The organism is Paenibacillus sp. 7541 (genome assembly GCF_002276395.1).
Taxonomy (GTDB): Bacteria; Bacillota; Bacilli; order Paenibacillales; family Paenibacillaceae; genus Paenibacillus_AQ; species Paenibacillus_AQ campinasensis.
Window position 1 is genome coordinate 111,822 of record NZ_NQLZ01000029.1, and the last position, 12,351, is coordinate 124,172.

General features: G+C 53.5%; 13 protein-coding genes and 1 riboswitch. Of the genes, 10 read left to right on the top strand and 3 right to left on the bottom strand.

Translation table 11 applies throughout. The features are described 5' to 3' along the window. The first annotated feature begins 20 nt into the window (after positions 1–20). The 5 genes from CHH75_RS17985 (at position 21) to CHH75_RS18005 (ending at position 4,837) form a co-directional block, all read left to right on the top strand. On the top strand, positions 21–1,028 hold the full coding sequence (locus CHH75_RS17985) for an asparaginase (RefSeq protein ID WP_095398835.1): 1,008 nt from the start codon (positions 21–23) through the stop codon (positions 1,026–1,028). Between the two features lie 26 nt (positions 1,029–1,054). Then, the gene (locus CHH75_RS17990) at positions 1,055–2,536 is read left to right on the top strand and encodes a leucyl aminopeptidase family protein (RefSeq protein ID WP_095398836.1); all 1,482 of its coding nucleotides are present in this window, start codon (positions 1,055–1,057) and stop codon (positions 2,534–2,536) included. Positions 2,537–2,544: 8 nt separating this feature from the next. Continuing rightward, positions 2,545–3,249: a copper homeostasis protein CutC gene (locus CHH75_RS17995; RefSeq protein ID WP_095398837.1), complete on the top strand. Its 705-nt coding sequence runs from the start codon at positions 2,545–2,547 to the stop codon at positions 3,247–3,249. Between the two features lie 406 nt (positions 3,250–3,655). Next, a riboswitch (cyclic di-AMP (ydaO/yuaA leader) is annotated at positions 3,656–3,796 on the top strand. Between the two features lie 5 nt (positions 3,797–3,801). Continuing rightward, positions 3,802–4,278, top strand: a complete 477-nt coding sequence (locus tag CHH75_RS18000) for a C40 family peptidase (RefSeq protein ID WP_095266286.1) — start codon at positions 3,802–3,804, stop codon at positions 4,276–4,278. A 64-nt stretch (positions 4,279–4,342) separates the two neighbouring features. After that, positions 4,343–4,837, top strand: a complete 495-nt coding sequence (locus CHH75_RS18005) for a 2Fe-2S iron-sulfur cluster-binding protein (protein WP_255223063.1) — start codon at positions 4,343–4,345, stop codon at positions 4,835–4,837. A gap of 88 nt (positions 4,838–4,925) precedes the next feature. Here CHH75_RS18005 and CHH75_RS18010 read toward each other — a convergent pair whose 3' ends face one another. Continuing rightward, the gene (locus tag CHH75_RS18010; RefSeq protein ID WP_095398838.1) at positions 4,926–5,435 is read right to left on the bottom strand and encodes a DUF4183 domain-containing protein; all 510 of its coding nucleotides are present in this window, start codon (positions 5,433–5,435) and stop codon (positions 4,926–4,928) included. A gap of 401 nt (positions 5,436–5,836) precedes the next feature. On the opposite strand from CHH75_RS18010, the gene CHH75_RS18015 reads away from it, so the two are divergent. Both CHH75_RS18015 and CHH75_RS18020 read left to right on the top strand, forming a co-directional pair. Continuing rightward, positions 5,837–6,250 carry a DUF4183 domain-containing protein gene (locus CHH75_RS18015; protein WP_095266288.1) on the top strand — a complete coding sequence of 138 codons (414 nt, stop codon included), beginning with the start codon at positions 5,837–5,839 and terminating at the stop codon, positions 6,248–6,250. A 155-nt stretch (positions 6,251–6,405) separates the two neighbouring features. Beyond that, positions 6,406–6,939 carry a hypothetical protein gene (locus CHH75_RS18020; RefSeq protein WP_095398839.1) on the top strand — a complete coding sequence of 178 codons (534 nt, stop codon included), beginning with the start codon at positions 6,406–6,408 and terminating at the stop codon, positions 6,937–6,939. Between the two features lie 87 nt (positions 6,940–7,026). Here CHH75_RS18020 and CHH75_RS18025 read toward each other — a convergent pair whose 3' ends face one another. Together CHH75_RS18025 and CHH75_RS18030 are read right to left on the bottom strand one after the other, a co-directional pair. Further along, positions 7,027–7,314: a CD3324 family protein gene (locus tag CHH75_RS18025; RefSeq protein WP_095266290.1), complete on the bottom strand. Its 288-nt coding sequence runs from the start codon at positions 7,312–7,314 to the stop codon at positions 7,027–7,029. A gap of 725 nt (positions 7,315–8,039) precedes the next feature. After that, the gene (locus tag CHH75_RS18030; RefSeq protein ID WP_095266314.1) at positions 8,040–9,530 is read right to left on the bottom strand and encodes an aldehyde dehydrogenase family protein; all 1,491 of its coding nucleotides are present in this window, start codon (positions 9,528–9,530) and stop codon (positions 8,040–8,042) included. Positions 9,531–9,727: 197 nt separating this feature from the next. Here CHH75_RS18030 and CHH75_RS18035 point away from each other — a divergent pair, with 197 nt between their 5' ends. The 3 genes from CHH75_RS18035 (at position 9,728) to CHH75_RS18045 (ending at position 12,322) form a co-directional block, all read left to right on the top strand. Then, positions 9,728–10,534, top strand: coding sequence for a Cof-type HAD-IIB family hydrolase (locus tag CHH75_RS18035; protein WP_095266291.1), 807 nt, complete (start codon positions 9,728–9,730; stop codon positions 10,532–10,534). Positions 10,535–10,694: 160 nt separating this feature from the next. After that, on the top strand, positions 10,695–11,141 hold the full coding sequence (locus CHH75_RS18040; protein WP_095266292.1) for a MarR family winged helix-turn-helix transcriptional regulator: 447 nt from the start codon (positions 10,695–10,697) through the stop codon (positions 11,139–11,141). A 149-nt stretch (positions 11,142–11,290) separates the two neighbouring features. Next, a complete protein-coding gene (locus tag CHH75_RS18045) occupies positions 11,291–12,322 on the top strand; it encodes an NADH:flavin oxidoreductase/NADH oxidase (protein WP_095398840.1) in 1,032 nt (343 codons plus the stop codon). The last annotated feature ends 29 nt before the right edge of the window (positions 12,323–12,351 follow it).

Genomic DNA, 12,351 nt, shown 5'->3' on the forward strand with positions numbered 1-12,351 from the left:
GGTAGCAGGAGGAATGCGACATGGGATTTGTTCCATTAGTAGAGGAGTATCGCGGTGAGGCGCTGGAAAATGTGCACTATGGCGCGATCAGTGTGGTTGATGAGAATGGAAAGGTGCTGTACGCTGCGGGCGATCCGCATCACCAGACATTTCTGAGATCGGCGGCGAAGCCGTTTCAAGCCATCCCGGTGCTGAAGAGACGGGTGGATGAATTGTACGGGTTGTCTGGCAAGGAGACCGCCTTGTTTGCGGCTTCCCATCGAGGCGAAACCTTCCATATTGAAGCGTTGGAGTCGATTCTGCGCAAGACGGGGATCGTGGAAGAGAATCTGTACTGCGGCCCTGCATATCCGCTTAATGAGGCGGCGCGGGCCGAGCGGCTTCGGGCTCACGAGTCGAAACGGCGCATCTTCCATAATTGCTCGGGCAAGCACAGTGGACTGATCGCATTGTGCAAGCACATGGGATGGGATGAAGAGACCTACTACATGCCGGATCATCCGCTGCAGAAGGAAATTGTGGCAACCCTGGCGGCCATAGCCGAGGTTCCCGAGTCGTCCATATCGCTCGGGGTGGATGGCTGCGGGCTGCCGATCTTCGCGATTCCGCTCGACAAAATTGCGTATGCTTATATGAAGCTGGCTTGTCCTGACCGGATTGAGGATGCGGAGATAGCGGCAGCGGCAGAAAAAATGGCCAGGCTGATGAACGAGTATCCGGATATGATTGCGGATACCCGCTTCGTATGCTCGGCTTTGCTTAAGGATCCGAATTTGACGGCCAAAGGCGGCGCAAAGGGGGTATACGGCATCGGTCTTCGCCGTGAGCGCATCGGGATTTCGCTCAAGGTGTCTGATGGATCAGAGCAGGTGTGGCCTTGTATCATCGGCTCCATTCTGGAGCGGCTCGGGTATGCCAACCAAGCGACGATCGACCGGCTGTACGAGGTTGTGCCTAACGAGATCTATAATGATGGGGGCACGCTTGTCGGCTATCGCCGGCCTGTTTATAAATGGAATGCGAAATGATCACCGAGAAGGAGGACGCTCACGCAATGCGGATTACGATCGATGCCGGAAAGACGGTGGACACAGCAATTTATGCATTATACGAGGGGGATTCGCATCCTTTTCCCTTCAGTGAACTGAACAAGCGCCCCCATACCCTGACCTGGATTTATGCCCGTAACCCGGGGGAGCAGGATTGGCTGGCCGTCGGCATGGGGGAAGCCAGCCGTGCGACACGGGAACAGGTGCGCCGGACAGGCGCTGCCTGTGTCAGAGCGATGATGAAGGAGCAGCGTTCCGGCGCGGAGCTGATCCGATCCAGCGGCGGATCGGCGCATGAAGGCAAAGGCTTGTCCCCGGAAGAGGAGCTGCAGGCATGGGCGGAAGGCTGGCTCTATGGATTGTATCGATTCACGAAGCATCGCGGCCGGGAGGCGTATCAGCCGGAAGCAACCTTGAACTTGCGGTTGCAGGACTGGCCGGAACTGACAAGGGAGCAGATTCAAGACATCCTTCACAGGGCGGCCGTTCGGTCGGAGGGGACCCGGCTCGCGCGCGATCTTGTCAATGATTCGCCTGAGTCGCTGAACCCGGAAGCGTTTGTCGAGTTGGTATGCGGGCGCTGGAAGGAGCAGCCGGTGCAAATCCAGGTATACCGTGGCCAGGAACTGGCAGAGCGTCAGATGAACGGCCTGCTGGCCGTCGGGGCAGGCAGCAGGCATGACCCGGCTTTAATCGAAATTACATACCGTCATGCACCCGATCCGGACGAGCTGCCGATCGCCCTTGTCGGCAAAGGGATTACGTTCGACATGGGCGGCATGAACGTCAAGACAGGGCGAGACATCAGTGATGCCCGCATGGACATGGGGGGTGCGGCGGCAGTAATCGGGGCGATGGATATATTGATATCCAGCCGCGCCCGGGTGAACGCCGTCGCCCTCATTGCCGTGGCAGACAATCTGCCGGGGCCGGATGCGATGCTCCCGTCTTCGGTCATCCGATATCCGAACGGCCTGACCGTTCAGGTGGCGAATACGGACGGAGAGGGGCGGCTCATCCTGGCTGATGCGCTGCTTCATGCCGCCGCAATGGGCGTTCGCAAAGTGATCGACATTGCAACGCTTACAGGCAATATCGGCACGGCGCTTGGACTTGAGCTTGCCGGCATATGGGGCGATGAAGAGATCACGCGTGATCTGGTTGAGATCGGGGAGCGCAACGGGGAACGGCTGTGGCCGATGCCGCTCGTGGAGGAATATGTGTCCGACCTGCGGAGCGATTATGCTGACCTGCGCAATGTCGGTGCCTCGCCGCTGGCCGGAGCGATTTCAGCGGCGCTGTTCATCCGTCATTTCGTGGATGAAGACATGCAGTGGGTTCATATCGATATGGCTGGAACCGTTCAGTACAAGCGGGAGTATCCTCACGTGGCGGCCGGGGCGACCGGATATGGTGCCCGGCTGCTGGCGGATTATGTACAGAAGCAGTTTCCGTCCCCAGTGAATCCTGCTTCGGATAGGAGGTGAGGAAGGGCATGCTGCTGGAAGTCATTGCAACCTGTGTCCAGGACGCGATCACCGCCGAACATAGTGGCGCAGACCGGCTGGAGCTGATCACCGCCTTTACCGAAGGAGGGCTGACTCCTGGGATCGGTATGGTTCAAGAGGTTGTTCGTGCGGTTCAGATTCCGGTTCATGTGATGGTTCGTCCACACAGCCGTTCTTTCATCTACGATGCGTGGGACATCGCGACGATGGTCGCGGAGATCAAGGCGATTCGCAGCACAGGTGCTGCCGGAATCGTGCTTGGCGCGCTGACGGAGGACGGGATGATTGACGAACGCGCACTGGAGCAGATGCTTGCTGCAAGCGGAAGTTTGCAGGTTACTTTTCATCGGGCGTTCGATGAGCTGAAGGATCAGATGTCGGGGCTGGAGGTGCTGAAACAGTACGCTCCGGTTACGCGCATTCTGACATCGGGCGGCAAGCCGAAAGCGTGTGATGCCGTTCCGAGAATTCACCAGCTGGTCGAAGCGGCGCAGGACAGCCATATCCGGATCTTGGCGGGCAGCGGCTTGAGCCGGGCGATGATCCGGGATTTTGTTGAGCAGACGGGCGTATCCGAGGTGCATTTCGGGACATCGGTTCGTTACGGGCAATCGGCGCTCGCGCCGATTCACCCTGAAGAGCTGCGACGGGTTGCAGCCGCGCTGCAGCCGCTGCGCGAGTCAGCGAAGTGAAGATCTGACTTCGCTGCAGCCGGAAGAAGGACGGCAACAAGGCCATTCGAAGGTATCGAATGGCCTTTGTTCCATTGCAAATAATCTGAATTATGGGTATTCAGGACGGGGCGCTGCGCTGTGCAAGGATCGTTAGCAGGGTTAAGTTGATTCATTGGTTAGCCCGGTTAAAGGCCCTTTGAAAGGCGAAATTAAAAGGTTAGTTAAAAGTCAGTTGAATTTTTGTAAACAACAAGAAAGTTTCATAGAGTAACACAATTGTCATGTTTTTTAACCTTGTATTAGGCGGCCGATGGGCTTCGTTTATAGTGGAATCGACACGATAAAACAATTGTCGGACAATTCCAAGGATATTATTGACATTATGCGGGCTTGTATACTATATTAGAGAAGGTTACAAAACGTTAATGAATTTTTGCCGAATTTCGTCTGTAGAAAACGGGGGAACCATTCCGGGTGAATTATTCCCATGCTTTGCATTGAAGGGAATATAGGGAGCCTTCTACCGAACCCTTAGCTAACTCCGTAGGCATCGAAGGGAGTATGTATCTTTTGAAGAAGTTGGTTATTTCTTTATTAGGGTCTGCGATTATTTTTTCTTCTGGTGCCATGACCGCATTTGCGAATGAACAGCCAAGCTTTCAACGCGAGGTCAAACAGCTGGTGGGTACTCCTTATAAGTGGGGTGGATCAACTCCTCAAGGGTTTGATTGCTCCGGATTCGTATTATACATATTTAGAAATTTCGATCTGAATTTGCCTCGTACATCTGAAGGCCAAGCCAAAGTCGGCGAGCATGTCGATAAAGATGATTTGCGTGTAGGAGACCTTGTCTTTTTCAACACAAGCGGTAAGGGGATCTCCCATGCAGGCGTTTATATCGGAGATGGACAATTTGTACATGCTTCCAGCAGCAAAGGGGTCAGAATCAGCAAACTGACCGAATCCTATTATCAGACCCGCTACGTAACGGCTCGGCGCGTGCTGGATCAGGAAAGTTATGCGAAGCTGGTGGGTGTGGCAAGCTAATTCGTCTACATATGAATTGTGACATAGAAGGACCGGCGAAGATATGTTAGCCGGTCCTTTCCTGTTGGCAGATTTCATAATCAAGAGGACAGGTTATAATAAGAAGCAGGAAGTGGAAGCAGAGAGCAACCATTGGGAAGAACAGCAGGGAGGGAGCGCATTGATCAAGTGGTGGAGGAAATGGATCAAAGGGGATGAAGCAGGGAAGACAAGCGAACCTGAGTCTAAGGAGGCTGGGGAAACGGCGCAGCCGGTAGGCGAGGCGGTCGTCGAACTGCGGGGCCGCAATGTTCAGCGCAAGGTTGTACCGGTCACCGGTCTGACGATTCTGGAATTGGCAGAGAGGAATGAAGTGGATTGGAATTCTTTCTGCAAGCGGGGAACTTGTGCGCGCTGCCGTTGTCTAGTCATCGAGGGAGCCGAGCATTTATCTGAACCGAACCTGGCGGAGGAGCGCAGGCTTGATCCGGAGGAGATTGATGAAGGCTACCGGCTTGGGTGCCAGAGCAAGCTTGCCTCCACCGGTGCTGTGATCATTAAGCATGCACCTTATTTTTGAGTGCGGTAGAACAAGGGCTGAAGCAAGGGAGAAGCGGATGCGGCATCTGATTCTCCCTTGCTGTTTTTGTTTATAGAAGCCGGGCCGATCATGGCAGAACTGATGCATCAAACCGGAGCACCTCCAGCAGCACTGGGGTGCCGGCTTGCAGGAGGTCGCCTGGGGAGGAGATGGTGAGTGCGGTGCTTGTAACAGAATAGATGGCCGCCTCCTGAACGATTCCGTTGATGTATAACCGCGAGTACCCGCTGGGAGTCACGTCCATGATACTGGTGACCGGCGCTCCGCTATTGTCCGTGAATTGACCGGCATTGATCACGAGCGGCGGGTCCAGCGGAACCGGCGCTGCGGTGGTATAGAAGTACCGCTCCAGCATGGGCAAAACAACGATCTGAGGGATGAGGGCGGAGCCTGGTATTCCCTGAGGCCCTTGCGGACCTGGGGGTCCTGGCGGTCCCTGAGGGCCTGGCAGTCCTGGAGGACCCAGCGCTCCGGGAGGACCCGGTCCGCCTGGCTGTCCTGGTGGTCCCGGCCAGCCGGCATCTCCCTGATTGCCGGGAGCACCGGGCTGACCGGGAGGACCGGATAGGCCTGGCATGCCTGCGGCTCCCGGAGGCCCGGCAGATCCGAGAGTTCTCCATTCCGTGCGGGAACGGCCTTGCCGGGGCCGTCTTCGGGAACAGAGGCGCCGTTTGCTTCGCTGCCCACGCTTCTTGATCTTGCAGCGGCGCAGGGATCTTGCTGCGGTCTTGCTAACGCATTGGCCCAGATAAATCACCTCCTCCTGTCTGTCTTTACGGTAACATATGCGCGGACCCCGCTATCGGAATAGACGTCCACATAGGCCGATGGAATATTACCGAAAAACTTGCAATGAATGATAGAATCTAGTTTGTTGTCTGAATCCAAAGTCGGTGATCGAACATTTAATAAGATAGCAGCATCCTAAGCTGCTGATCGTAAACACGCATATTTCTGGATAGGGAAGGGGGAAACCGCATGCCTGTTATCAAACCCGTGATTACGGCGATTGCCAGCGAGCCGGTTGCTACCGGGGGTGAAATCACAACGACAGTAACACCTGCGGTTACGCGATTTTTTGCCGCTGTAGCGGCGGAAATGATCGGTGCTGATGCCACGACCATGCCGGCAGGGAGCTTCATTGATGATTCCGGGGCGCTCATTACGGAATTTCCGGCTTTGGCGGCGACAGACTATGTTAATGTGTATATTAATGGAATGCTGCAGCAAGCTTCACTCTTCACGCTATCTACCACCGATTTGGTGCTGGATGCGATTGATGTGCCAGTCGGCGTTCCTGTTCTGATCGAGATTGGAAGTTTCGCCGGCACTTCTTCAACGATCACAGCCCAGCCTACAATTTCGGCGCCTACGATTACGATTATTAGCTGATGGCATGAGCAAGTTGTCCCTGGCGGTGCCAGGGACAACCCTTATCATAGAAGCCGAAGTCTAGGCCTGGAATACATACGGGAGAGCGATGCTTATTTTCAACGTATGCCGGGAAGGTTAAAGTTACAATACGACAGCAGGAAGGAGGGGAGACAGTGCCGCGCAATTTGGAATATGTGCCTTATGGTTATGAACCGCCAGCAACCGGCAGCAAGGGGACTTTAATCTATTATGATCTGTTTGAGCCTGTGGAGCTACCTCTGCTTGAGGATGCTGTGAAGCTGATGCATAGAAGATCGTTCTCCAGACTGGTTCTGTATCCGCTGCATGAAGAGACAGCCAAACGGATGTTCAAGGGCAAAGTGAGACCTTTTTACAAGCGGGAGCGGGAATTGGAAGAATGGATGATGGACAAGGAAGGTCAAAGCATCGTGCTGGAGTCCTTTGAATCCAAACGGAGAAAATATACGCCGATGGATACAGCGCTTCGCCATCTTGTTGATAAGTACAACGGGCCGTATTTTGTGCTGTTGACTGGGGAAGTGGCCAACGCCTTTGCGTCGTTCAGCTCGTTCGAGGATTGGATCGTGAAGCTGCGATTGATTCTGTTGTCGGAGCCTCAGTATGTGCATCCGCGGCTGGAGAAATATCGGCATCGGTGGGATTTGAGCGAGGATGAACGGGGATAAATCCGGATAAAAATTGAAAGGGACTGGCCCCTTGTGGGAACAGTCCTATTTATAAATCCGCAGGTAGAGCCGCAGGCTCTCACCGCCTTAGCTCCCCACACGGGTAAGTTTAAGTTTACTAATAATTTTGCGGACGCTTTCCCCTGACAGGTAGTAGGTCCGTTCCAATTCTTCGATTGTCCGTCCTTTACAGTAGGCGCGGTACATCTCCAAATTGCGTCGTTTAATGCGTTCTTTGGAACCGCTTAGTTCACCCCAGCCGGCTCTTTGCTCGCTTTGTTTCGGTATGTAGAGAAGTTCTCCGTCTATATACTGTTGAATTTGCTGCAGCAGCTCGGGGGGAAGCACTTCTCTTCCGTTTTTGTATTGGCCCATCGATACCCTCCTCTTTCTGTATCCAACTGCAAGTTATCGTTAGGTTTCAAAACAATTGCATTGATCATGCTTTCCCTCCTCCTTTCGTGAAATTTAAATGGGTTTCATTGCATTCTTCGTCATATTCGAGTTCATAGTCAAAAATATATAGGGAGCCCCGAGGGGCTCCCTGGTAACGGGTATTCGCTTACGCGAATACCACCTCGTGGATCTGAATCAATTCGTTCAGCCTCCTTTCCGCTCATTTCGTCGGCCCGACATGTATATTAAGCCATAGAATGATATGGAAAAGCAAGAGAGAAAACAATATTAATTGTTTTTTACCAGACCGGGGGTTCTTTAGTGATTCGGTTTATAAAAATCGGCTCCATGTCCGTTCATCGCATACAGCTATCCTATCAGGCTGCAAGTCTATTATAGCACCGAGAAGTCGCACTTGACCGCACTTGACGCTGAACGTCCTGAGAACAATGAGTTATTCAAAAGGGGAGCCCTAACCGGGCTCCCCTTGATGCGGCGTCCGCTTACGCGGAAACCACCTCGTTATTCTGAATCAATGCATTCAGCCTCCTTTCGAATCAACTTATCCGGCCGGATAAGTCTATTTAACCACAGACGGCTTACGGAACCCAGTGAATAAACAAGCTTAATTGTTTTTTACCATTCGTATTAAACGTGCAAGAGTAATGAATGGAGCGTAACCCTGCCCCCAGGTTGACTGGACTTTACTCCGGAATGTACGGGAGATCAAGCTCGTTCGGCAAATTGATCACATGGGTCTCCGTGTAGGAGATAATGCCATCTATCCCGTATTCGCGGCCAACGCCGGACTGCTTGACACCGCCGAACGGGAAGCGCACATCCAGGCCCTGAACGGCAGCAGTGTTGATCATCGTGGTGCCTGCTTCAATGCGGCGGGCAACCTTGATCGCTTCTTCCTCCGGTCCCCACACGGAACTTGTAAGGCCGTAGATGCTTTCATTATGCAGTTCAATCACTTGCTCGATATCATCATAAACTAACAACGGCACCGTCGGGCCGAATTGCTCCTCGACCACGATGGGATCGCGGTAATCGCATCCGAGCACGAGTGTCGGCTGCAGGAAGTAGCCTTGCTCGAACAGCTCCGGATCGATAATTTCGCCGAGCTTAATAACTTCTGCGCCTTTATTCCTTGCGTCATCAACCAGTTTTTGTACATATTCCTTCTGGTTTTTGTTGTTGACGGGGCCGACGGTTGTATTCGGATTGAACGGTCCGCCGACCCGTATCCATTGATTGGCAGCTTCAACATATTTTTTAACAAAATCATCATAGATCGAGCGGTGTACATACATCCGTTTGGCAATCATGCAGATCTGCCCGGCTGTCAAAAAGTTGGAGATGACAATCCGTCGCATATCTTTCTTGTTGTTGACATCGAAGCCGGGGAGAATGATGGCGGCATCGTTTCCGCCCAGCTCCAGCGTCATCTTTTTGATTGTCTCTGAAGCAGCCTTCATAATATGCTTGGCGGTATTGGTGCCGCCGGTAAAGGCGATTTTGGCCACCTTCGGGTTGGACGTCAGCTCCACGCCGACATCGGCTTCGCCGTGGACAATGTTAATGACCCCCGGCGGAAATTCATGGGCAATTATCTCGACCACCTTAGTGACGGCCAGCGGAGCGAACGGGCTAGGCTTCAGCACGAGCGTGTTGCCTGCCAGCAGTGCTGGAGCGATCTTGATCGTGGATAAAGAGATCGGATAGTTCCAGGGAGAAATGGCAGAAACGACGCCGATCGGGTCATGGGTGATGATCGTTTTGCCTTTTTCATGCTCCTTGTATTCCTCTTGCGTTGCTTCCTTGACATTGTCACAGGCGAATTCCATCCACATGATCGAGATGGCAAATTCACCCTCGGAATCGTACAGCGGTTTCCCATGCTCGAGCGACAGCAGCCGGGCCAGCTCGGGAGTTGCTTCCTTCAATTTGGCAATCGCTCGGCGCATCCGCGTGATGCGATCGTCCACAGATGTCCATTTCCACGTTTTGAACGCTTCATAAGCGGCATCGATGGCTTGGGCAGCCTGCTCGCGTGTCGTGACAGGCGCATAGCATACAATTTCGTTAGGATTCGCCGGATTTTCGCGCGGGAACTGCTGTTCTGATTCCACCTTCTCACCGTTGATAATCGCATATACGGCAAGAGGCTGGTTCGTTTCCATCGTAGTCATCAGCCATAACCTCTCTTCTTTAATGAATCTGAGGGTTATTATGAGATGGGCTTGCGGGAAATATTCTTTGACGTCTGTCCTTAGGATGAACAGAAGGAGAGCCTGCACGGATCTGAATTCATGGAATAGCACTTGCTCTGGAATGCTTTTCATCATTTACAATAACGTTGGGCACACTTAGCTGGGAGGCGAGAGAATTGACAAAAAGAATGATATTTTTCGATATTGACGGAACCTTGCTTGATCATGATAAACAGATCCCGCCAAGCACCCGGGATTCGATCCGGCGGCTGCAGGAGGCGGGGCATGATGTGGCGATTGCGACAGGGCGGGCTCCGAGCGGATTTGAAGATGTGCGAAGGGAGCTGGATATCGATACGTATGTCAGCTTGAATGGCCAATACGTTGTGTATAAGGGCAAACCGGTGTATCAAAATCCGATTTCACTCGACCAGCTGCAGAAGCTCACCGAGCTTGCCGCTTCCCACGACCATCCGCTGATCTATGCCGGAAGCGAGCAGATGCGAATGAGCGTTCCGCAGCATGTTCACATTGACTCCACATGGGGGGAGCTGAAGATGACGATACCGGCGTATGATCCGGAATACTATTTGAACGAGCCGATATATCAAGTCGTTCTGTTCTGTACTGAGGAAGAGGAAGAAATGTATATCCGGCAATTTCAGGATCAGATTGATTTTGTGCGCTGGGGGGATGTCGGAACGGATGCGCTGCCTTCTGGCGGGTCCAAGGCAGAGGGGATCAAACGGTTGATTACGGCCCTTGGTGTCCAGGCTGAAGATGTGGTCGCTTTCGGCGATTATTTAAACGATGTAGAAATGCTTGGCTATGTTGGTCATGGGGTGGCGATGGGCAATGCGCCGGATATTGTGAAGAAGGCGGCACGTTATGTTACCCGGGCCGTGGATGAGGATGGCATTCAGCATGGGCTTCAAATGCTCGGCTTGCTTGACGGGAAGCCGGAGCTAAAGCCGATAAGCTGATGACCGGCCAGCGTACTTCAGGGGGATGCAGCCATGCCATTCCTTGGGCATCCTGTTTGACGACTTGAACAGCTGCTTGATATGATAAGTAATCAACACGGCGCAATCCGGCTTCACGCCGAGGCGGTTGATCACTACAGAAGAGCAGGTGAATGCAAGGATGTCAGCACATCAGGGACCGGGAATACTTACCGATTGGCTGTCTTTAACGTATGTTCACACGATAATTAATCATGAGCTGGAAACGATGCTTCAGCGAGAGTTTGACATGTCGCTGAATGAGTTTTATGTGCTTCTGTTCCTGTCCGAAGCCCCGGAGAAGAAGCTGCGTCTGCAGCAGCTGCAGAGCATGGTAGGATTAAGCCAGAGCGCCATGTCGAGGCTGGTCAGCCGCTTCGAAGAGAAGGGCTGCGGCGCACTGGAGCGAAAAATATGCGACGATGACCGCCGGGGCGTGTACACCTCGCTGACCCCGATCGGAGAAGATAAGCTGAGTAAAGCGTCGGCAGCGGTCAACCTTGTGTTAGAGCGGGAACTGCTGGGCAATGACAAAATCATGCATGGACTGCAGGCGGTCATGAGCCGATTGAACAACAATCAGCCATAGACATCAACCGGCAGGTGCTCTAGAGCGCTTGTCCGAACGATTTACGCCTGCTGTCTGATCTTTTCTTGACTTGACGTCAACCAACAGGTCTGGTATTTTAAATGCATGCGCATGCATATAATTTGGATATAGAATAAGGAGATGTGACCATGGAGAACCTGTTTACTCCCTATACAATCAAAGGCCTGGAGCTGAAAAACCGGGTCGTTATGCCACCGATGTGCCAGTATTCCGTCACGAACAAGGACGGCATCGCCAACGACTGGCATTATGTTCACTACACCAGCCGCGCCATTGGCGGAGCCGGGCTTATCATTATAGAAATGACGGACGTAGAGCCGGACGGCCGGATTACCGACTATGATCTGGGCCTGTGGTCTGATGAGCAGGTTCCTGCGCTTGCCCGCATTGTGGATTCCATTCATGCGCACGGTGCCAAAGCGGCGATCCAGGTCGCGCATGCGGGTCGGAAAGCGGAAGATGCCAGCACGCCGGTTGCGCCGTCGGCCATTGCTTTTGACGAGAACTCCAAGACGCCAAGAGCGCTCACAACCGAAGAGGTACGCGAAATGGTTGAGAAATTCCGTCGCTCGGTTCGGCGCGCTGTTCAGGCGGGCTTTGACGCCATTGAACTGCACGGGGCCCACGGTTACCTGATTCACCAGTTCCATTCGCCGCTCACGAACCAGCGCACGGATGAATATGGTCAAGACCTTGCGCTGTTCGGCAAGCAGATCATCAAGGCAGCGAAGGAAGAAATGCCTGCAGACATGCCGCTTATTATGCGCATTTCTGCACAGGAATACGTTGCAGGCGGCTACGGCATCAAGGAAAGTCTGGCGCTGGCCAAAGAATATCAGCAAGCGGGCGTCGACATGTTCCATGTGAGCGCTGGAGGCGAAGGCCCGATTGCAGCGGAGGGCAAACCGGGCACTCATGTCGCTTACCAGGTTCCTCTGGCCAGACAGATCAAGGAAGGACTGCAGGTGCCGGTCATCGCGGTCGGGAGACTGGATGAGGCGGGACTGGCGAACGCCGTCATCGGTAACCGCGATGCCGATCTTGTTGCGGTCGGCAGAGGCATGCTCCGCAATCCGTACTGGACGCTGGAGGCGGCTGCACAGCTTCGCAAGGAAATCGATGTGCCGAAGCAGTACCTGCCAGGGTTCCCGAGAAGATAATTTCCTCATGTAGAATCGAATATGGATCC

Coding starts and splice junctions, on each gene's coding strand:
- CHH75_RS17985 (WP_095398835.1), top strand. CDS start 21: ATGGGATTTGTTCCATTAGTAGAGGAGTATCGCGGTGAGGCGCTGGAA.
- CHH75_RS18040 (WP_095266292.1), top strand. CDS start 10,695: ATGTCAGCACATCAGGGACCGGGAATACTTACCGATTGGCTGTCTTTA.
- CHH75_RS18025 (WP_095266290.1), bottom strand. CDS start 7,314: ATGGGCCAATACAAAAACGGAAGAGAAGTGCTTCCCCCCGAGCTGCTG.
- CHH75_RS18030 (WP_095266314.1), bottom strand. CDS start 9,530: ATGACTACGATGGAAACGAACCAGCCTCTTGCCGTATATGCGATTATC.
- CHH75_RS18015 (WP_095266288.1), top strand. CDS start 5,837: ATGCCTGTTATCAAACCCGTGATTACGGCGATTGCCAGCGAGCCGGTT.
- CHH75_RS17995 (WP_095398837.1), top strand. CDS start 2,545: ATGCTGCTGGAAGTCATTGCAACCTGTGTCCAGGACGCGATCACCGCC.
- CHH75_RS18045 (WP_095398840.1), top strand. CDS start 11,291: ATGGAGAACCTGTTTACTCCCTATACAATCAAAGGCCTGGAGCTGAAA.
- CHH75_RS17990 (WP_095398836.1), top strand. CDS start 1,055: ATGCGGATTACGATCGATGCCGGAAAGACGGTGGACACAGCAATTTAT.
- CHH75_RS18010 (WP_095398838.1), bottom strand. CDS start 5,435: ATGCCAGGCCTATCCGGTCCTCCCGGTCAGCCCGGTGCTCCCGGCAAT.